The sequence below is a fragment of the Enterobacter cloacae complex sp. P38RS genome (genome assembly GCF_014930775.1).
In the GTDB taxonomy this organism is placed as follows: Bacteria; Pseudomonadota; Gammaproteobacteria; order Enterobacterales; family Enterobacteriaceae; genus Enterobacter; species Enterobacter bugandensis.
The window spans coordinates 17,432-37,154 of the sequence record NZ_JADBRS010000009.1; the positions used below are offsets into that span (position 1 = coordinate 17,432).

At 53.9% G+C, this 19,723-nt stretch carries 20 protein-coding genes; 4 read left to right on the forward strand and 16 right to left on the reverse strand.

The window, feature by feature from the left end:
- Positions 1–87 precede the first annotated feature (87 nt).
- Positions 88–1,455, reverse strand: a complete 1,368-nt coding sequence (gene dcuC / locus IM303_RS13280) for an anaerobic C4-dicarboxylate transporter DcuC (protein WP_028012328.1) — start codon at positions 1,453–1,455, stop codon at positions 88–90.
- A 392-nt stretch (positions 1,456–1,847) separates the two neighbouring features.
- On the opposite strand from dcuC, the gene pagP reads away from it, so the two are divergent.
- Both pagP and cspE read left to right on the forward strand, forming a co-directional pair.
- Positions 1,848–2,465, forward strand: a complete 618-nt coding sequence (gene pagP / locus IM303_RS13285; RefSeq protein WP_192831208.1) for a lipid IV(A) palmitoyltransferase PagP — start codon at positions 1,848–1,850, stop codon at positions 2,463–2,465.
- 190 nt (positions 2,466–2,655) lie between these two features.
- Complete coding sequence (cspE, locus tag IM303_RS13290; protein ID WP_002439184.1) at positions 2,656–2,865, forward strand: transcription antiterminator/RNA stability regulator CspE; 210 nt, start codon at positions 2,656–2,658, stop codon at positions 2,863–2,865.
- Between the two features lie 218 nt (positions 2,866–3,083).
- Here the strand turns inward: cspE and crcB are convergent, their stop codons facing one another.
- The gene (gene crcB, locus IM303_RS13295; RefSeq protein ID WP_041910922.1) at positions 3,084–3,467 is read right to left on the reverse strand and encodes a fluoride efflux transporter CrcB; all 384 of its coding nucleotides are present in this window, start codon (positions 3,465–3,467) and stop codon (positions 3,084–3,086) included.
- Between the two features lie 67 nt (positions 3,468–3,534).
- Between crcB and IM303_RS13300 the strand changes: the two genes are divergently transcribed.
- Positions 3,535–4,323 (forward strand): deaminated glutathione amidase, encoded by a 789-nt coding sequence (locus tag IM303_RS13300; RefSeq protein ID WP_048999850.1) that lies wholly within the window; start codon positions 3,535–3,537, stop codon positions 4,321–4,323.
- A 125-nt stretch (positions 4,324–4,448) separates the two neighbouring features.
- Positions 4,449–4,649, forward strand: coding sequence for a twin-arginine translocase subunit TatE (tatE, locus tag IM303_RS13305; RefSeq protein WP_028012332.1), 201 nt, complete (start codon positions 4,449–4,451; stop codon positions 4,647–4,649).
- Between the two features lie 81 nt (positions 4,650–4,730).
- On the opposite strand, the gene lipA is transcribed toward tatE, so the two are convergent.
- The 14 genes from lipA to leuS form a co-directional block, all read right to left on the reverse strand.
- Entirely contained in the window at positions 4,731–5,696 is a 966-nt protein-coding gene (gene lipA / locus IM303_RS13310) for a lipoyl synthase (protein WP_028012333.1), read from the reverse strand.
- Between the two features lie 207 nt (positions 5,697–5,903).
- Complete coding sequence (locus tag IM303_RS13315) at positions 5,904–6,857, reverse strand: YbeF family transcriptional regulator (RefSeq protein ID WP_041910920.1); 954 nt, start codon at positions 6,855–6,857, stop codon at positions 5,904–5,906.
- Positions 6,858–7,148: 291 nt separating this feature from the next.
- Positions 7,149–7,790 carry a lipoyl(octanoyl) transferase LipB gene (gene lipB, locus IM303_RS13320; RefSeq protein ID WP_028012335.1) on the reverse strand — a complete coding sequence of 214 codons (642 nt, stop codon included), beginning with the start codon at positions 7,788–7,790 and terminating at the stop codon, positions 7,149–7,151.
- A gap of 91 nt (positions 7,791–7,881) precedes the next feature.
- The gene (gene ybeD / locus IM303_RS13325; protein WP_003858718.1) at positions 7,882–8,145 is read right to left on the reverse strand and encodes a DUF493 family protein YbeD; all 264 of its coding nucleotides are present in this window, start codon (positions 8,143–8,145) and stop codon (positions 7,882–7,884) included.
- A gap of 105 nt (positions 8,146–8,250) precedes the next feature.
- A complete protein-coding gene (dacA, locus tag IM303_RS13330) occupies positions 8,251–9,462 on the reverse strand; it encodes a D-alanyl-D-alanine carboxypeptidase DacA (protein ID WP_045261014.1) in 1,212 nt (403 codons plus the stop codon).
- A 139-nt stretch (positions 9,463–9,601) separates the two neighbouring features.
- Positions 9,602–10,711, reverse strand: coding sequence for an endolytic peptidoglycan transglycosylase RlpA (gene rlpA, locus IM303_RS13335; RefSeq protein ID WP_028012337.1), 1,110 nt, complete (start codon positions 10,709–10,711; stop codon positions 9,602–9,604).
- A gap of 16 nt (positions 10,712–10,727) precedes the next feature.
- On the reverse strand, positions 10,728–11,840 hold the full coding sequence (mrdB, locus tag IM303_RS13340; protein ID WP_193360014.1) for a peptidoglycan glycosyltransferase MrdB: 1,113 nt from the start codon (positions 11,838–11,840) through the stop codon (positions 10,728–10,730).
- A 2-nt stretch (positions 11,841–11,842) separates the two neighbouring features.
- On the reverse strand, positions 11,843–13,744 hold the full coding sequence (gene mrdA, locus IM303_RS13345) for a peptidoglycan DD-transpeptidase MrdA (protein ID WP_028012338.1): 1,902 nt from the start codon (positions 13,742–13,744) through the stop codon (positions 11,843–11,845).
- A 28-nt stretch (positions 13,745–13,772) separates the two neighbouring features.
- On the reverse strand, positions 13,773–14,240 hold the full coding sequence (gene rlmH, locus IM303_RS13350) for a 23S rRNA (pseudouridine(1915)-N(3))-methyltransferase RlmH (protein ID WP_003858701.1): 468 nt from the start codon (positions 14,238–14,240) through the stop codon (positions 13,773–13,775).
- A gap of 3 nt (positions 14,241–14,243) precedes the next feature.
- Positions 14,244–14,561 carry a ribosome silencing factor gene (rsfS, locus tag IM303_RS13355; RefSeq protein WP_003858696.1) on the reverse strand — a complete coding sequence of 106 codons (318 nt, stop codon included), beginning with the start codon at positions 14,559–14,561 and terminating at the stop codon, positions 14,244–14,246.
- 268 nt (positions 14,562–14,829) lie between these two features.
- A complete protein-coding gene (nadD, locus tag IM303_RS13360; protein WP_028012339.1) occupies positions 14,830–15,495 on the reverse strand; it encodes a nicotinate-nucleotide adenylyltransferase in 666 nt (221 codons plus the stop codon).
- Entirely contained in the window at positions 15,488–16,519 is a 1,032-nt protein-coding gene (holA, locus tag IM303_RS13365; protein WP_193360034.1) for a DNA polymerase III subunit delta, read from the reverse strand. The genes nadD and holA overlap by 8 nt, the downstream gene beginning before the upstream one ends.
- Positions 16,519–17,088: an LPS assembly lipoprotein LptE gene (gene lptE, locus IM303_RS13370; protein WP_045630867.1), complete on the reverse strand. Its 570-nt coding sequence runs from the start codon at positions 17,086–17,088 to the stop codon at positions 16,519–16,521. Before lptE ends, holA begins: the two co-directional genes overlap by 1 nt.
- A 14-nt stretch (positions 17,089–17,102) precedes the next feature.
- Positions 17,103–19,685, reverse strand: coding sequence for a leucine--tRNA ligase (gene leuS, locus IM303_RS13375; protein ID WP_048338851.1), 2,583 nt, complete (start codon positions 19,683–19,685; stop codon positions 17,103–17,105).
- Positions 19,686–19,723: the final 38 nt, after the last annotated feature.

Here is a 19,723-nt window from a genome sequence, read left to right on the forward strand (position 1 = left end):
CCTGATTGGTTGTGCGCAATTCATTTTTGTGGGTTATTAAAGCACAAAAAGCGCCCGCAGGCGCTTTTAGGTAATCAGGAATTTCACTTAGGCGGCGCCGGGAACCAGCACTTCGGTAGCAATAATAACGATGATTAGCCCAACCAGCACCGGCACTGACGTGCGTTTCACCACTTCAAACGGCGAGATTTTGGCCATCCCGGCGACCGCCACCACCACGCCTGAGACAGGCGAGATGGTACGACCCAGGTTTGAGGCCTGGAGCATCGGAATGGAAAGATAAGCCGGGTTGATACCGGACGAGTGAGCCAGCTTAGGGATCATCTCAACGAAGGCGTAAAATGGCGCATTCCCGGAACCGGTGGTCATTGCCGCCAGCATGGTCAGTACCACCAGGACCAGCATCAGGATAATACTGGCCGAGCCAAACGAGGTGGCGATGGAGATCAGGCTCTGGATAAAGCCGATCGTGCTCAGACCCTGGGCAAAGACACCTGCTGCAACCAACAGCATCACCACGCCAGCAAACGCATCTGCCATACCGCGATACGCGACCTCAAGGCCGGAGAAGACTTTTTGGGTGTTGAAACCGCGCACGAACTCCAGCACAGCGGCTAAGAGCATACAGATAACCAGGATAGTAATAATGTGCAGCTGCGGGCCCCATTTCCCGTCAAAAATGAGCACGCCGATAATTGGCGTGAACGGCAAAATGGCATAGAACGCCGGCGCGGTGGTGGTGATTTCGCTTACATCCATCATTTCATGGCTGATGTTCTCTTTCTTATCGAGATAGCGCTGCCAGAAGAAATGCGCGATACCCATTCCCACAATGGCGACAATCGAGATCGGCAGCGTGGTTTTAAAGGCGAAGTCGATAAGCGACATTTCGGCTGCTTTCGCCGCCAGCACAACGTCACCTGACGTCGGGGAGAGAATAATGGCCGCGGGGGAGGCGCAAATTGCCGCCGCTGCCCCACGGCTGATCCCCACGTTCACCATCACCGGGAACAGCGTGGCCATTAACAGTACGCCAAGCCCGGTTGCCGATGAAACGGCCAGCGACATCAGGCAGGCGAGGAAATAGGCGGCAACCATCAACAGATACGGCGAGTTAATGTACTGCAGGGGTTTCGAGGCAAGCTTCACAACCATGTCGTTCGCGCCGATATGGGTCATATAGGCTGCAAAACCGCACAGCATCATGATCATCATACCCAGATCGCCACCGCGGCTCATGAGCAGGATTTTAATATATTCAACAATATCCGTGGCGGTGTAGCCCGTGCTGGCTGCGCTGGCAGGTAAAACCTGATGACCCATTACTGCGCTGATTATCAGCAGCGTTAAACCACCGACAAATAAAACGCCCGTGGCTGAGTATCCTTTAATGATGTAGCGAGCTACACCCACAATGACGACGACCCCAATTAGGAGTTCGATAAACGTAAGCATGATTTCCCCTGTGTCTTTCTGCCCTGAGATATAAAAAATTAATATAAAAATGAAGGATGAAAATGTGCCGAATTAATGGCCCGCCCTTGCTGATTAAAATCAATAAACAGACGACTAACGAACAGCATAACAGCGTTTTGCCATGGCTAAGGCATTTATGTCATAAGGATCTTGACCGGCAAAGACAGCGTAACATGTCTATGTAATGATAACAAAATGTTAAACTTTTGTGTGGTCTGGCCTGTTAGTACTGGAGACCGTTAACAGACATTAGGCGTACATGATGTGGGTTTATTCGGGATAAGCAGAACGCCGCTTTAGGAATATTCCCGAAAAGCGGCCTGATATTTAAGAGTAGGGGTGATACCGTTAAGGCTTGGTTCAATTATTCTATGTTAAACTTTGCCTTGAATATCAAGAATGGTAATTGCATTGTGATTGTACGTAATACTTTTTTCTCTATTTTATTGTTTATTATTGGCCAGTTAACGTTTTCTTCTGTTGCACAGGCAGAGAACAACGCGACGGATAAAGGTTGGTTCTCCACTTTTACGGATAATGTTTCGCAGACCTGGTCAGCGCCTGAACATTATGATCTCTATGTCCCGGCAATAACGTGGCATGCGCGCTTTGCTTACGACAAAGAGAAAACGGATAAATACAACGAGCGTCCCTGGGGAGCGGGTTTTGGTCAGTCGCGCTGGGATGATAAAGGAAACTGGCATGGCATCTATCTGATGGCCTTCAAAGACTCCTTTAACAAGTGGGAACCGATTGGCGGCTACGGCTGGGAAAAAACCTGGCGCCCGCTGGCGGATGAGAACTTCCACGTTGGTCTGGGCTATACCGCCGGGGTGACCGCGCGCGACAACTGGAAGTACATTCCGATCCCCGTATTGCTGCCTCTGGCCTCTGTTGGTTACGGCCCTGCAACGTTCCAGATGACCTACATTCCGGGAACGTATAACAACGGTAACGTTTACTTCGCCTGGATGCGTTTTCAGTTTTAACTGACAAAACATTACCTGGTGGTGAAAAAACGTGCAGCCGTTGATTCGTAAGCGATAAAAATCTGTCAGTGAAAATTAACGCGACTTTAGTCACTTTTTGTCAAAGATCCGCTGGACAAAAGGTCCCACAATTGATGTACTGGTAACCGACACAGCATTTGTGTCGTTTTTTAATGTAAAGGTAATTTTGATGTCTAAGATTAAAGGTAACGTTAAGTGGTTTAATGAGTCCAAAGGATTCGGTTTCATTACTCCTGAAGATGGCAGCAAAGACGTGTTCGTACACTTCTCTGCAATCCAGTCTAATGGTTTCAAAACTCTGGCTGAAGGTCAGCGTGTAGAGTTCGAAATCACTAACGGTGCCAAAGGCCCTTCTGCTGCTAACGTAATCGCTCTGTAATTCAGACGCGTCAGCAAGAATTTCAAAACCCGCTCATTGAGCGGGTTTTTTTCGTTATGAATCAGCCAAGCAGGTAAATTTTCAGGAAGCTGGCCACGATCAGTACGCTCAACAACACCATGCCTGCGCTCATCAGACTCTGTTTCATTTGTCACCCTCGTTCAGTATTGCCTTCAGAGTGACAGAGAAAAATTAAGCCAACATTAACGCTCCGGCAGTTAATGCGTGCTTACAGAGGAAAAAAGCCAAAATGCGATCCCCGTCATCGCGAAAGATCCGATCATGTTGATCGCGATATTCACCAGCGCCCAGCCGATACGTCCTTCCTGAAAGAGAAAAACCGTTTCCGCGGAAAAGGTTGAAAAGGTGGTCAAACCGCCGCAGAAGCCGGTGGTAATCAAGACTTTCCACATGGGATCGATGTGCGTCATCCGGTTAAACCAGGCCAGCCCCATACCAATAATAAAAGCACCAATCAGGTTGGCGGCCAGCGTTCCTAATGGAATCGCCTGGTGCAGGGGATTAAACCGCATACTCAGTAACCACCTCGCAACGCTCCCCGTGCCTCCACCAATAAAAACAGCTAAAAGGAGTTGTAACACGCTAAATACCTGCTATTTGATGTGTAAGAGTAGCGAGTTTAACGCTGTTTATAATGAGGGGACAAATATGTATGTTGCGGTAGGGCAGTTTGCGGTCACGCCTGACTGGCGGCTTAACGCAGTGCAGTGCGTTAACCTGATGATACAGGCCCGACAGAAAGGCGCGTCGCTGCTGGTGCTTCCTGAGGCGTTGCTGGCAAGGGATGATAACGACCCGGATTTGTCCGTGAAGTCCGCACAGGCCCTTGACGGCGAATTTTTACAACAGCTGCTCGCCCAGAGCGTAGGCAGTACGATGACCACCGTCTTAACCGTGCACGTTCCCTCAACGCCGGGTCGCGCAGTGAATACGCTGGTGGCTATCCGTGACGGTGCCATTGTTGCGCGCTACGCCAAGCTTCATCTCTATGATGCGTTCAGCATTCAGGAGTCGCGACGCGTTGATCCGGGAGATGTCGTCCCACCGCTCATTGATATCGACGGGTTTAAGGTGGGGTTGATGACCTGCTATGACCTGCGTTTCCCGGAGCTGGCGGTGCATCTGGCGCTGCAGGGGGCGGAGGTGCTGGTATTGCCCGCCGCATGGGTTAAGGGGCCGCTAAAAGAGCAACACTGGGCTACGCTGCTTGCGGCACGCGCGCTGGACACGACCTGTTATGTTGTTGCCGCCGGGGAGTGCGGCAATAAAAACATCGGGCAGAGCAGGGTGGTTGATCCCCTGGGAGTGACGATTGCCGCCGCAGCGGAAGCGTCGGTTATGCTGATGGCGGAGATAATTTTAGAAAGAGTTGCGCTTGCGCGTCAGCAATTACCTGTTCTTCGCAACCGTCGCTTTGCGCCACCGCAATTATTGTGATGTTTTTTTCAACAATGCTTGATTCACCTTGTTACAGATTGCTATTGTGTGCACGCGCCAAATGACCGTTAATACGATCGGGTTTTGGCGCTGAATGCAGCCTGTTTTAAGTAAAGAAGGTATCTATGGGTGAGATTAGTATTACCAAACTGCTGGTGGTTGCCGCACTGGTCGTCCTGCTGTTTGGTACCAAGAAGTTACGCACGCTGGGTGGTGACCTGGGGGCTGCCATCAAAGGCTTCAAGAAAGCGATGAACGACGATGACGCAGCCGCGAAGAAAAGCGCTGACGACATCCCGGCAGAGAAGCTTTCCCACAAAGAGTAACGGCAATGCCTGAGGGCTTGCGAAAAAAAACCGGCTCATGAGGCCGGTTTTTTTGCATTACTGTAAATGAATATTACGGCGTTATTTGACTTCTTCGCCTTTCGCCTGCATATCCGCATGGTAAGAAGAACGAACAAACGGACCACAAGCCGCGTGGGTAAAGCCCATCGCCAGCGCTTCGGCTTTCATCTCGTCAAATTCATCCGGGCTCACGTAGCGCTGTACCGGCAGGTGGTGACGGCTTGGCTGCAGATACTGGCCGAGCGTCAACATGGTCACACCGTGGCGGCGCAGATCGCGCATGACGTCGATGATTTCGTCATTGGTTTCACCCAGACCAACCATCAGACCTGACTTGGTCGGGATATGCGGATGTGCTTCTTTAAAGCGCTCCAGCAGCTTCAGAGACCAGTTATAGTCGGCTCCCGGACGCACCTGACGGTAAAGACGCGGAACGTTCTCCAGGTTGTGGTTAAACACATCTGGCGGCGTCGCGGTCAGTATATCCAGCGCGCGGTCCATACGGCCGCGGAAGTCAGGAACCAGCGTTTCGATTTTGATGTTCGGGCTTTTTTCGCGAATGGCAGTAATGCAGTCAGCGAAGTGCTGAGCACCGCCATCACGCAGATCGTCGCGGTCAACGGAGGTGATAACCACATAACGCAGCGCCATGTCGGCGATGGTTTGCGCCAGTTTTTGCGGCTCGTTGGCATCGGGGGCCACCGGGCGGCCATGCGCCACGTCGCAGAATGGGCAGCGGCGGGTACAGATGGCACCCAGAATCATAAACGTCGCGGTGCCGTGATTGAAACATTCAGCAAGGTTCGGGCAAGAGGCTTCTTCACAAACAGAGTGAAGGCCATTCTTACGCATCGCCGCTTTGATCCCCTGGATACGCGAAGAGTCTGCCGGAAGTTTGATTTTCATCCATTCCGGTTTTCTTAACAGCGCCTCGCGCTCTGTAGCCACGTTTTTAACCGGGATAAGGGCCATTTTATCGGCATCGCGGTATTTAACACCGCGTTCCATCACAATGGGTTTACTCATAGCGTGCGTGTTCCAGTTGCGAATATCGAAGGAAAGCGTTTCAATTCAAGGGAATGTTGTATTTATCAACTATTTTTGAACGAACGACAGGCAGTATATCATTTATAGGGGCGTTAAAGCAGCCTGCCAGGTCGCCAATTTGTAAAATAGTTGTTGTTTTGTGCCTTTTGCCCTGCGAGCGGCAGGGACGTGTACGGGTACGCTCTGTCAGAAGGCCTGACGGATAATGCGGATGACGTTTTCCAGTACCGGATCGCGCAAGCTGAGCTTGTTGTAATGCAGTGAAATCTCGATAGATTCTGCATTGAGCTGGCTAAGCGGAATACTCTCCAGCGGCCAGCATTTCCGCAGCAGGTTATACAGGCGTGAAGGCATGATGCACAGCATATCGCTGCTGCCAATCAGGGATGCGGTGGTGAACATATTGTAACTGCTGAAACTGATCTGACGTTCCGGGAAAATTTCGTCAATACGCTGACGCAGAGCGTGGTTAGACTGTCCTTCGGTCATGAAAGACGAGTGGTCGTAGTTGCGCAGGTTTTCAATGGATAACGGCTCGCTGAGGACGGGGTGCTGCTTGCGGCAAACCAGCACCAGGTTATCCGCGTAAAGCACATTTTGCCCCAGCGCTCGGGCGCTAAAGCTGCCGCTTTCGATGACCAGGTCCGTCTGGAACTGAGCAAGCTGAACGTCAGGTTCGTTAAGAGGCACATTGCGAAGCAGAAGCTGAGGCGCATGCTCTTTCACTGCCTGGAAGATCGCGGGCATCACCAGCACGCCGACAGAAGGGGAGCAGCCGATGGTGATGGTTCTCTGTTTGTCATAGCTTCCGGTTAAATCCAGCGCACCCAGAATCGACTCCAGCCCCTGGCTGATGTATTCGTGGAGATGTGTCGCATAGGCTGTTGGCGTGACGCCCTGGCCCTTACGGATAAATAAGGGGTCGGGAAATATAGCCCGTAGCTTTTGAATTGACTGACTTATTGCCGATGGCGTGAGATTAAGAATTTTCGCAGCATTAACGATACCCTTATGGACATATACTGCCTCAAAAATAGTCAGTAAATTGAGATCAATATTACGTAAAGTCCGAAAAATTTGCGGCTTATCTTCGCCACCAGGGTCATTCAGGCGTTTGGCTGGTAAATTATTATACTCCACGCTTTCACTCCGTATACATTCACAACATGAATGATAGTTCAATTTATTTATTATGCTTGTAGAGATTCGTAAAGTGTTGCTTTTGTTCCACTTGTTTATCAAAAACAAACAGTTGTGTGATTATCACTCAAATTACTTAGCCTGTGTATGCCGTGCTGTCCGGAGGCTAAATAATATGTAAGGGCAATATTCGGGCGCTTCGAAAATATAGAATCTGCGGATTATTGTAAAGCGTAAAAGCGGTAAATAAACAGTGGCCCGTCAAATTATCGAGCCATTCTGGATGATATATTAAGCAGGGATATATTCGTGCGGGGGATTGTTAAGTAGCGCTAACACATTCTTCAGAAGCACGGGACGTATATTTTCTGGCGTAGCGGTATCGACCCACTGGCGCATTTGCGTCATTTCCATGCCGGCGTAGCCGCAGGGGTTTATGCGCTGGAAAGGCGTAAGATCCATATTAATATTCAATGCCAGACCGTGGAAGGAACAACCTTTACGAATACGTAGCCCCAGAGAGCAGATCTTCATTTCGCCAACGTAGACGCCCGGCGCATCGGCACGCGGATGCGCGTCAATACCATACTCCGCCAGCGTGTTGACGACGGTCTGTTCCAGTAACGTCACCAGCTCACGTACGCCAAGCTTTCTGCGCTTCAGATTAAGCAGGACGTACATCACCTGCTGCCCGGGCCCATGGTACGTGACCTGACCGCCGCGGTCGCTCTGGATCACCGGGATATCGCCCGTCATTAATAAGTGTTCCGCTTTTCCCGCCTGGCCCTGCGTAAATACCGGCAGATGTTCGACCAGCCAAATCTCATCAGGTGTTGTGTCATCGCGTGAATCGGTGAACTCGTGCATAGCCTGAGAGACAGGCTCATAAGGTTGCAGCCCGAGATGACGGACCAGAATTTTATCCTGATACAAAACGCGTCTCCGAAGACGAGAAAAAGATGAGGGGGAGTATATCACAGCGGGGAAGAGGGGTTACCCGGTAAACCGGGTAACCGCAAAGGGGCTACAGCACCATACGAACGATTTCGATATTGCCGAGCTCTTCGTACAGCGTCTCAACCTGCTCGATATGTGTGGCAGTGATGGTAATAGAAACCGAGTGGTAGTTGCCCTTGCTGCTTGGTTTTACTGACGGAGAGTAGTCACCCGGCGCATGGCGCTGTACCACTTCAACCACCTGATCAACCAGCTCAGGTTTCGCCAGACCCATTACTTTGTAGGTAAACGGGGTAGGGAATTCAAGCAGTTCGTTAAGTTTGGTTTTCATGTCAGCTCCGGCGTAACGTCAAAAAGAATAACTCCCACGTCAGGTGGGAGTTATCAGGATACTTAGTATATGGGGATCAAAATCACACTTTCAAGTGTTCGATTTTTAGCCAAACCAGTGATGGAACATCAGTTTAATGTAATCAATGATTTTGCCGAAGAAATTGCCTTCAGGAATTTCTTCCAATACCACGAGTGGACGCTGGTCGATCGTTTTACCGTCCAGCTGGAAGTTGATGGTGCCCACCACCTGGTTTTTCTGCAGCGGGGCATGCAGTTCGGTGGTGTTGAGCACATAGCTTGCTTTCAGATCCTTCATACGACCGCGTGGAATGGTCAGGTAGAGGTCTTTATCCACGCCCAGAGAAGCACGATCGTTATCGCCGAACCAGACGGGTTCAGAAGCAAATTCTTTGCCTGCTTTCAGCGGGTTCACGGTTTCGAAGAAACGGAAGCCCCAGGTCAGCAGCTTCTTACTCTCGGTTTCGCGACCTTTAAAGGTGCGACCGCCCATCACGGCAGAGATCAGGCGCATCTGGCCTTCAGTGGCAGAGGCTACCAGGTTGTAACCGGCTTTGTCGGTGTGGCCGGTTTTGATGCCGTCAACGTTCAGGCTGTTATCCCACAGCAGGCCGTTACGGTTGGTCTGACGAATGCCGTTGAAGGTGAACTCTTTCTCTTTGTAGATAGAATACTCGTTAGGTACGTCGCGGATCAGCGCCTGACCAATCAGCGCCATATCACGTGCGGAGCTGTACTGACCGTCTGCATCGAGACCGTGTACGGTCTGGAAATGGCTGTTCTTCAGACCCAGGGCATTTACGTAGCTGTTCATCAGGCCCACGAACGCATCCTGACTACCGGCGGCGAAATCGGCCATGGCCACGCAGGCATCGTTACCGGACTGCAGGTTAATGCCACGAATTAACTGAGAAACCGGAACCTGCATTCCCGGTTTCAGGAACATCAGCGAGGAACCTTTGAAAACCGGGTTCCCGGTAGCCCACGCATCGTTGCCGATGGTGACCAGATCCGTCTCTTTGAACTTACCGGCTTTCATTGCCTGGCCGATGACGTAGCTGGTCATCATTTTGGTCAGGCTGGCCGGGTCACGGCGGGCATCGGCATTCTGTTCTGCCAGCACTTTGCCAGAGTTGTAATCGATCAGGATGTAGGATTCCGCGTCGATTTGCGGAACGCCAGGGATCATGGTCTTGATATTCAGGTCATCAGCATGAGCTGCAGAGAGTGCAGCCGCGCAAAGGGCCGTGGTCAGCGCCATGCGCTGCACAAAACGAGCAGAAAAAGTGGTCTTCATGGTCAGAACTACGACATCCGTGATGGAATTAAAAAAAGTGCCTTACTATAGCAAATGCTATTCAGGCAGGCATCCGACTTTAAGCATGAGTTTGTGAATGTGTTTTACACAAACTGACATTTCGGATACCGCCGATTAATTACTTCGTAACAGCGATAAAGGACTGCAGCTGTGCCTCGCTCTGCAAACGCTGCTGCAGGGATGCCGCCTGCGACTTGCTGGCAAACGGCCCCATCTGAATACGCCAGACCGCGCCGTTTTGCTCAACGCGTCCTGGCACGCCAAACTGCTGGCTTAGACGCTGCTGATACTGCTGGGCACGGGCCCGATCGCTCACTGCGCCCACCTGGACGACAAAGCCGCCGCTGGCTGCTGCGGGAGCGGCAACGGCTGCGCTCTGGGTCGTGACCGGAGCCGTTACCGGGGCAGGCTGCTGCACGACGGGAGCGGCAACAGGGGCTGGCGTCGGCTCACTGCTCTCCAGCACGCCCGAGGCTAAGTTCGTTGGTGCGCCAAGGAAGCCGCTGCTTTTTACCGGTGCGCCAGTGGCATCATCGCTTTGCAGCGTGTCATTGCTGATCGGGCGTATTTCTCCCGCCGGCTGAGAAGGCTCTGCCGGCGAGGAGACGCTTCCCATGCCGCCGTCCAGATTTGGGCGGTCGGGGAGGGCATAGGTCTGTTTCGCCACCGTGGTACACGCGGTTCCCGGCCCGGAGAGCGAACCATCCTGCGCCACGATAATTGGGTCAATGCGAACTTTGGTGTTGTTCGAGGTATTCAGGCGATCGGCAGACGCGCGGGACAGGGAAATCACCCGGTCATTACCGTACGGGCCGCGGTCGTTAATACGCACGACGATCATACGGCCGTTCGCCAGGTTGGTGATACGGGCGTAGCTAGGGATCGGTAGCGTCGGGTGCGCCGCAGTCAGCTGCATTGGGTCAAATGTTTCACCCGATGCCGTCAGGTTACTGCCCGGCTCAGCATCATAAATGGCGGCAAAGCCAGCCTGGCTAAAGCGGGACGGATCCTGCACAATTTTGTAGCTTTTGCCGTCGCGCTCGTAATCCTGATTCGCGCTGGCATTCAGCGGTTCATAAACGGGATCGGCACCGCTAATTTCAACGATTGGGCCATTACACACCGCAGGCTGCGGCGGCGCGACGGTTGCCTGTTGCTGACCATCATCACTTGTACAGGCCGCAAGTAAACTTGCCGCAATGCAGATACCCAGCCACTGCTTACGCATTCCGATCCCCTTATTTTTATACGCTTTTTGACAACATTTTTCTGTGGGTGTGGATCGACATCACGATACCAAACCCGGCCATCAACACGATCAGTGCCGAGCCTCCGTAACTCACCAGCGGCAGCGGTACGCCTACCACCGGCAGAATACCACTCACCATACCAATATTTACGAAGACATAAACGAATAAAATCAACATCAGTCCGCCTGCCATGACGCGGCCGAAGGTGGTCTGCGCGCGGGCCGCAATCCACAAACCTCGCATGATGAGCAGCACGTAGAGCGCCAGCAGGATCAGGATGCCAACCAGTCCCAGCTCTTCCGCCAGTACCGCAAAGATAAAGTCGGTGTGGCGCTCCGGTAAAAACTCCAGCTGCGACTGGGTACCGTGCAGCCAGCCTTTACCGCGCAGGCCGCCGGAGCCAATCGCAATCTTGGACTGAATAATATGATAGCCCGCACCGAGCGGATCGGTTTCCGGATCGAGAAGCATCATGACGCGCTGGCGCTGGTAGTCATGCATCAGGAAGAACCACAGGATAGGGATAAACGCTGCAACCAGCATCACCGCGATACCAATCAGACGCCAGCTTAAGCCCGACAGGAACAGGACAAACAGGCCGGAGAGGGCGATAAGGATCGAGGTGCCGAGGTCAGGCTGCGCCGCAACCAGCAGTGTCGGCAGGAATATCAGCACCAGGGCGATAGCGGTATTTTTCAGCGACGGCGGACAGACGTCACGGTTGATAAAGCGCGCCACCATCAGCGGGACTGCGATTTTGGCAATCTCCGAGGGCTGGAAACGAACAACGCCCAGATCCAGCCAGCGCTGTGCCCCTTTTGAGATGGCACCGAACGCATCTACCGCCACCAGCAAAATAATACAGAAGATGTAGAGATACGGCGCCCAGCCTTCATAGACGCGCGGCGGGATCTGCGCCATCACCACCATAATGACCAGACCCATCGCGATCTGGCCGATCTTGCGTTCCATCATGCCGATGTCCTGGCCGCTGGCGCTCCAGATAACCAGGGCGCTGTAAACCAGCAGGGCCAGCAGGATCAGCAGCATGGCTGGGTCGATGTGAATTTTATCCCACAGCGATTTTTTATTTGGATTATCCGTCATGATTATTGGTCCTCCGCCGCAGCGGCGGCCGGATTTTCAGCCGGCAGTTCGGTGTTGTTATCACCCAGCATAATGTGGTCCAGGATCTGGCGCATGATGGTCCCTACTGCCGGGCCAGCGCCGCCGTTCTCCAGAATCATTGCCACCGCCACCTGCGGGTTATCATAAGGGGCAAACGCCGTCATTAGCTTATGGTCACGCAGACGTTCGGCTATGCGGTGTGCGTTATAGGTTTCATTGGCTTTCAGGCCAAAGACCTGCGCCGTACCGGATTTCGCGGCCACTTTATATGGCGTACCGGCGAAATACTTGTGCGCGGTTCCGTTTGGACGGTTTGCCACACCGTACATACCGTCTTTCGCTATTTCCCAGAAGCCGGAATGGATGTCGCCTACCGGCGCTTCATGGGGCTGCACCCACGGCACTTTTTTGCCATCTTCAACGGTGCTTTGCAGCAGATGCGGAACTTTCACCACGCCGTCGTTAATGAGGATCATCATCGCTTTGTTCATCTGAAGCGGGGTGGCCGTCCAGTAACCCTGGCCGATACCCACCGGTATGGTATCACCCTGATACCACGGCTTCTTAAAGCGCTTCAGCTTCCACTCACGGGTTGGCATGTTGCCGGAGCGCTCTTCAGCCAGATCCACGCCGGTGTAGTGCCCGTAGCCGAATTTGCTCATCCACTCTGACAGGCGGTCAATGCCCATGTCATACGCCACCTGATAGAAGAAGGTATCTGCAGATTCTTCCAGAGATTTCGTAACGTTCAGATGGCCGTGGCCCCATTTCTTCCAGTCGCGATAGCGTTTTTCAGAGCCCGGTAGCTGCCACCAGCCAGGGTCAAACAGGCTGGTATTGCGGTTGATAACGCCCGCGCTCAGCGCCGAGACCGCCACGTACGGTTTAACCGTGGATGCCGGCGGGTAAACGCCTTGCGTGGCGCGGTTCACCAGCGGGGTGTTAGGGTCATTCAGCAGGCCGGAGTAGTCTTTGCTGGAGATGCCGTCAACAAAGAGGTTCGGGTCATAGCTTGGCATGGAAACCATGGCCAGAATGCCGCCGGTGCGCGGGTCGGTGACCACCACGGCGGCGCGGCTGCCCGCCAGCAGGGTTTCAATATACTGCTGCAGTTTGAGATCGAGCGTCAGATAGACGTCGTGCCCCGCCTGAGGCGGCACTTCTTTAAGCTGGCGGATGACGCGGCCACGGTTGTTAACCTCAACTTCTTCATAGCCGGTCTGCCCGTGCAGGACATCTTCGTAGTAGCGTTCAATCCCCAGCTTGCCGATATCGTGCGTCGCGGCGTAGTTCGCCAGCTTGCCGTCTTTATCGAGGCGCTCGACGTCTTTATCGTTAATCTTGGAAACGTAGCCAATCACATGCGTCAGCGCGGATCCGTAAGGATAGTAGCGACGCTTGTAACCCTTCACTTCCACACCGGGGAAGCGGTACTGGTTCACCGCAAAACGGGCGACCTGGACTTCCGTCAGATTGGTTTTAACCGGAATGGAGGTGAAACGGTGAGAGCGGGCGCGCTCTTTTTTGAAGGCCGCGATATCATCATCGTTAAGATCGACAACGCTCCTTAGCGCTTCCAGCGTATTCTGCACGTTATCGACCTTCTCCGGCATCATCTCGACTTGATAGATGGTGCGGTTTAACGCCAGAGGGGTGCCGTTACGGTCGTAGATAATGCCGCGGCTGGGTGCGATAGGCACCAGCTTAATGCGGTTTTCGTTAGAACGCGTCTGGTAATCGGTAAAGCGGACAATTTGCAGATTATAAAGGTTGGCGATCAGCACGCCGGTAAGCAGCAAAATCCCCGTAAAGGCGACCAGCGCCCGGCGCACAAACAGCGCGGACTCAGCCGTATAGTCGCGAAAAGAATTCTGTAGTTTCATCCGCTGCTTAATCTACCCTGGTCAGTCATTACTCGCGGTGATAGGGGTGGTTGGTAGTAATGCTCCACGCGCGATACAAGCTTTCCGCCACCAGGACCCGCACGAGCGGGTGGGGCAGCGTCAGCGCGGAGAGAGACCAACTTTGTTCTGCTGCCGCTTTGCAGGCGGGGGATAACCCTTCAGGTCCGCCAATCAACAGACTGACGTCGCGGCCATCCTGCTTCCAGCGCTCCAGTTCATGCGCCAGCTGCGGCGTATCCCAGGGTTTACCTGGAATATCAAGGGTGACGATGCGGTTCTTGCCTGCGGCAGCAAGCATCAGTTCACCCTCTTTGTCGAGAATACGTTTGATATCCGCGTTCTTACCGCGCTTCCCGGCGGGGATCTCCACCAGTTCGAACGGCATATCTTTGGGAAAACGACGCAGATATTCAGTAAAACCGGTTTGTACCCAGTCCGGCATTTTGGTGCCGACGGCGACCAGCTGCAACTTCACGCATTAACCCCAGAGTTTTTCCAGCTCATACAGGCGACGGCTCTCTTCCTGCATGACGTGGACAATCACATCGCCGAGGTCAACAACCACCCAGTCAGCGGTCGCTTCACCTTCAACGCCAAGCGGTAAGAGTCCTGCTGCGCGCGATTCCTGAACCACATGGTCGGCAATCGAAACAACATGACGCGTAGAGGTACCGGTGCAGATAATCATGCAGTCGGTAATACTGGATTTACCCTTAACGTCGATAGCGATGATGTCCTGACCTTTCAGGTCATCAATTTTGTCGATAACAAAATCCTGGAGTGCTTTACCCTGCAAGTTTTCCCCCTGGGTGAATGAGATTGTACAACTATGAATTCGTGGCCAGACAGTATACCTGAACTGACGCCCCTGTCGGGACAAATGTCACCGTCCGGGCTTTTGAAGGCGGGTATCATCCCACCCTCCGCCTGAGATTGCATCGCCATTTTTGTAAAACAATTTCTGTAAAGCAACGATCGGCGGGAAAGTCTGGCAGCGGAGGATAACAGTATGGCTTAACCTGTCAAGGCAGGATAATCAATATGCTGCTTTTTATGCCCTCTGGCTATTTATCTGCGGTTTTCTGATACAACCCGTGCGTATGAATATACGCCAGCACCGGGGCAGGCAGCAGATCGTCACAGGCTAAACCCTGCTGTAAACGTTCGCGAATAACGGTCGCAGAGATGTCGAACCACGGCGTCTCCGCCAGATAAATCTTCCCGGCGGGCTGGTTGTGAAGATCTTCAACGTTATCGGTGAGATGGTCTTCAAGCCACTGCTGATATTGCGCTTCGCGCATGGTCAGCGGGTAGCCCGGACGGCGGCAGACGAGCAGGTGGCTGTTCCCCAGAATGGTTTCATACTTGTGCCACGTGGGGAAATTGAGCAGGGAGTCCTGACCGATGATAAAGGCGAGCGGCTGGTCAGGCCCTTGCTCGGCCCGCCACTCCTGCAGCGTTTGCGACGTCCACGAGGGGGTGTCGCGACGCAATTCCCGTTCATCCAGCCTGAAGAGCGGCTTATCCGCGATAGCCAGAGCGAGCATCTCTTTGCGCTGCTCGCTGGTTGCTTCAGGCTGGGGGCGGTGCGGCGGAACATTATTGGGCATGATGGTAACGCGCTGCAGGCCGATCAGATTTGCCAGAATTTCTACCGGCTTCAGATGCCCGTAGTGTACCGGGTCAAAGGTGCCGCCATACAGGGCCTGTAAAGAGTGCATACTATCCATCAATAAATACGTCAGCCAGCGCCTTGTGGCAGAGCAGCAGGGAAAGGCTTTCCAGCTCCGCCCACACCGACTGGCCGTAATCTTGTTTTAGGGTGAGCTCGGCGCGCATCAGAAGCTGCACCGCCTGGCGCAGCTGTTCATGGCTCAAGCGGTTGATGGCCTCGGTGGTCATTGCCCGCCGGTTTTGCCACACCCGGTGTTTATCAAACAGGGAGCGTAACGGCGTATGGGCCGACTGGCGCTTGAGCGTTATCAGCAGCAACAGCTCGCGCTGCAGCGTGCGCAGCAGAATGACGGGTTCACTGCCCTCCAGGCGCAGCTGCTGGAGAATATGCAGGGCGCGTTTGCTTTTCGCCGACAACAGAGCATCCACCCAGTGGAACGGCGTGAAGTGTGCGGCATCGTTAACCGCCTGCTCAACGCGCGGTAAAGTCAGCTTGCCGTCCGGCCAGAGCAGGGAGAGCCTGTCCAGCGCCTGTGCCAGTGCCAGCAGGTTGCCTTCATAGCAGTAGCAGAGCAGTTGGTTCGCCGCATCGTCCAGTTGAAGGTTGTGCTGCTTCGCTCTCGCGGCGACCCATTTAGGCAGGTGCGCCTGCTCAGGCGTCTGGCAGGTGATCAGCACCGCGTGGGTCGCGAGCTGGGTGAACCATGCCGCGTTTTCCTGCGCTTTGGTGAGCTTGCTGCCGCGCACAATCAACAGCAGATCGCTGTGTAACAGGCTGACCAGCGTGGCGAGTTGCTCATTGATGGCAGCGTTAGGGCCGTTCTCCGGCAGCAGGATCTGGATTGTCTGGCGCGACGCAAAAAGGCTCATCGCCTGACAGAGTGAGAAGAGGGCGTTCCAGTCGGTGGCGTTATCCACCTGAACGGTATGGTGTTCATCAAAGCCCTGAGCCGCGGCCGCATGCCGCACGGCATCCAGGCTTTCCTGAAGTAGTAACGGGTCGTTTCCGAGCAGCAGATACGCCGCGCGCAGCCCTTCATTGAGCTGCGCGCGGAGTTGTTCAGGATACAGCCTGATCATCATTTACCCAGAGAGGTAGAAACAGGAGGCGTACTGGCATCCGGTTTTTCAATAATGTCAGAGCCTTCTCGGTTAGACGCTGCAATACCCGGCAGTTTGCGGATCAGCTGTTCCGCCGCCTTGTCGTACATTTCGTTGATGATAATCTGCTGTTCGGCATCTTTTGCCAGCGCGGTTTGCGGGTTATCAAAGAACGAACGATACACTTTTGCGCTGATCGGATAGATGTCTTTACCCGGGATCAGTACAGCCGCGTTGACCGACAGCACCATCTGATATTCAGCCGTGCGGCCGTCCTGGAAGATGGACGCCGTATCCTGGCCCAGCGTCATTCCCAGTACGCGCAGAGACGGTACATCCTGGCGCAGCGTACCTTTCTCAATAAGCTCAACGCCGTTCAGGCGCAGCTGATTACGAATGGCCCGGCTGAGCGGTCCGTTTGGATCCCCGGAATCAAAGATCATTGTTTTCATCTCAGCAGGCACCGCCGTGGTATTGCGCAGGTGCCAGCCACAGCCAGCGGTGACAAGCACCGCCAGAGATAAGAGTATTGTTGCCAGTTGTCGCACGTTTCCTCCCGCGCTTAGCCAACGACCAGATTGAGCAGTTTACCCGGTACGTAGATCGCTTTACGTAAGGTAACGCCCTCAAGATATTTCGCAACCAGAGGTTCCTGGCCCGCGCGCTCGCGAACCTGATCTTCAGTTGCATCGACCGCCACGGTAATTTTACCACGGACTTTACCGTTGACCTGGACCACCACCAGCGTGGTGTTTTCCACCATCGCTGCTTCGTCAGCTACCGGCCACGGCGCGTTGTCGATATCGCCTTCGCCTTTCAGCTCCTGCCACAGGGTGAAGCTGACGTGTGGCGTGAACGGGTTAAGCATGCGAACCACGGCCAGCAGCGCTTCACGCATGATGGCACGATCCTGCTCGCCGTCCTGCGGGGCTTTCGCCAGCTTGTTCATCAGTTCCATAATAGCCGCAATTGCGGTATTGAAGGTCTGACGACGACCAATATCATCGGTCACTTTCGCGATCGTTTTATGAACATCACGACGCAGCGCCTGCTGATCTTCGCTCAGCGCAGCGGCGTTCAGTGCCGGAGCATCACCCTGTGCGGTATGTTCGTACACCAGCTTCCAGACGCGTTTCAGGAAGCGGTTCGCGCCTTCTACGCCGGATTCCTGCCACTCAAGGGTCATATCAGCCGGAGAAGCAAACATCATGAACAGACGTACGGTGTCCGCGCCGTAACGCTCAACCATCACCTGCGGGTCGATACCGTTGTTTTTAGACTTGGACATCTTGCTCATGCCGGTATAAACCAGTTCATGGCCTTCAGCGTCTGTCGCCTTCACGATACGGCCTTTCTCGTCGCGCTCAACGATCGCATCAACCGGAGAAACCCAGTTACGCTCTCCGTTCGCGCCAACATAGTAGAAGGCGTCTGCCAGCACCATACCCTGGCACAGCAGCTGTTTAGCGGGCTCGTCAGAGTTCACCATGCCGGCATCGCGCATCAGCTTATGGAAAAAGCGGAAGTAGAGCAGGTGCATGATGGCGTGTTCGATACCACCAATATAGATATCTACCGGCAGCCAGTAGTTGGCGGCGTCAGAATCCAGCATGCCTTCTTTATACTGCGGGCAGGTGTAGCGCGCGTAGTACCAGGAGGACTCCATAAAGGTATCGAAGGTGTCGGTTTCACGCAGTGCAGGCTGGCCGTTGACGGTGGTTTTAGCCCACTCAGGATCGGCTTTGATCGGGCTGGTGATGCCGTCCATAACCACGTCTTCCGGCAGGATCACGGGCAGCTGATCTTCAGGCGTTGGCATGACGGTGCCGTCTTCCAGGGTCACCATTGGAATTGGCGCACCCCAGTAACGCTGACGGGACACGCCCCAGTCGCGCAGACGGAAGTTCACTTTACGCTCGCCCACGCCCAATGAGGCCAGCTTATCGGCGATGGCGTTGAAGCCCTCTTCGAAGCTGAGGCCGCTGAACTCACCGGAGTTGAACAGGGTGCCTTTTTCGGTCAACGCCTGCTCGGACAGGTCAGGTTCAGAACCATCGGCGGCCAGAATAACGGCTTTAATCGGCAGGTTGTATTTGGTGGCAAACTCGTAGTCGCGCTGATCGTGGCCCGGAACGGCCATGACAGCACCAGTACCGTACTCCATCAGAACGAAGTTTGCAGCCCAGACCGGGATCGCTTCGCCCGTCAGCGGGTGCTTAGCATAGAAGCCCGTCGCAACGCCTTTTTTCTCCATCGTCGCCATGTCGGCTTCGGCCACTTTCGTGTTGCGGCATTCGTCGATGAAGGTCGCCAGTTCCGGGTTGTTCTCTGCCGCTTTCTGCGCCAGCGGGTGACCTGCGGCCACGGCCAGATAGGTCGCACCCATGAAGGTATCCGGACGGGTGGTGTAGACGGTCAGGGTCTGGTCGTAGTTCTCAACGTTGAAGGTAATTTCCACGCCTTCAGAACGGCCGATCCAGTTGCGCTGCATGGTCTTAACGGTGTCAGGCCAGTGATCCAGTGTATCCAGATCGTTCAGCAGTTCGTCAGCGTAAGCGGTGATTTTGATAAACCACTGCGGGATCTCTTTACGCTCAACTTTGGTGTCGCAGCGCCAGCAGCAGCCGTCGATAACCTGCTCGTTCGCCAGAACGGTCTGGTCATTCGGGCACCAGTTAACGGCAGAGGTCTTCTTGTACACCAGGCCTTTTTTGTACAGCTCGGTGAAGAACTTCTGCTCCCAGCGGTAGTATTCCGGGGTGCAGGTCGCCAGCTCGCGGCTCCAGTCATAGCCGAAGCCCAGCATTTTGAGCTGGTTTTTCATGTACGCGATGTTGTCGTACGTCCACGGTGCCGGAGCGGTATTGTTTTTTACCGCTGCGCCTTCTGCAGGCAGGCCGAACGCATCCCAGCCGATTGGCTGCAGAACGTTTTTGCCCAGCATGCGCTGGTAACGGGCGATCACATCACCGATGGTGTAGTTACGCACGTGGCCCATGTGTAGTCGACCAGAAGGATAGGGAAGCATCGACAGGCAGTAATACTTCTCTTTGCTCTCGTCTTCGGTTACTTCAAAGGTGCGCTTCTCGTCCCAGTGTTGCTGGACTTTTGATTCTATCTCTTCCGGGCGGTATTGCTCTTGCATGGCAGCCAGTGGTCCTGTGTTCAATACAGCTACAAAAA

Coding starts and splice junctions, on each gene's coding strand:
- nadD (WP_028012339.1), bottom strand. CDS start 15,495: ATGGATAGTATGCACTCTTTACAGGCCCTGTATGGCGGCACCTTTGAC.
- ybeD (WP_003858718.1), bottom strand. CDS start 8,145: ATGAAAACCAAACTTAACGAACTGCTTGAATTCCCTACCCCGTTTACC.
- leuS (WP_048338851.1), bottom strand. CDS start 19,685: ATGCAAGAGCAATACCGCCCGGAAGAGATAGAATCAAAAGTCCAGCAA.
- tatE (WP_028012332.1), top strand. CDS start 4,449: ATGGGTGAGATTAGTATTACCAAACTGCTGGTGGTTGCCGCACTGGTC.
- mrdB (WP_193360014.1), bottom strand. CDS start 11,840: ATGACGGATAATCCAAATAAAAAATCGCTGTGGGATAAAATTCACATC.
- rlpA (WP_028012337.1), bottom strand. CDS start 10,711: ATGCGTAAGCAGTGGCTGGGTATCTGCATTGCGGCAAGTTTACTTGCG.
- pagP (WP_192831208.1), top strand. CDS start 1,848: ATGTTAAACTTTGCCTTGAATATCAAGAATGGTAATTGCATTGTGATT.
- IM303_RS13300 (WP_048999850.1), top strand. CDS start 3,535: ATGTATGTTGCGGTAGGGCAGTTTGCGGTCACGCCTGACTGGCGGCTT.
- dacA (WP_045261014.1), bottom strand. CDS start 9,462: ATGAAGACCACTTTTTCTGCTCGTTTTGTGCAGCGCATGGCGCTGACC.
- cspE (WP_002439184.1), top strand. CDS start 2,656: ATGTCTAAGATTAAAGGTAACGTTAAGTGGTTTAATGAGTCCAAAGGA.
- holA (WP_193360034.1), bottom strand. CDS start 16,519: ATGATCAGGCTGTATCCTGAACAACTCCGCGCGCAGCTCAATGAAGGG.
- lipA (WP_028012333.1), bottom strand. CDS start 5,696: ATGAGTAAACCCATTGTGATGGAACGCGGTGTTAAATACCGCGATGCC.
- dcuC (WP_028012328.1), bottom strand. CDS start 1,455: ATGCTTACGTTTATCGAACTCCTAATTGGGGTCGTCGTCATTGTGGGT.
- mrdA (WP_028012338.1), bottom strand. CDS start 13,744: ATGAAACTACAGAATTCTTTTCGCGACTATACGGCTGAGTCCGCGCTG.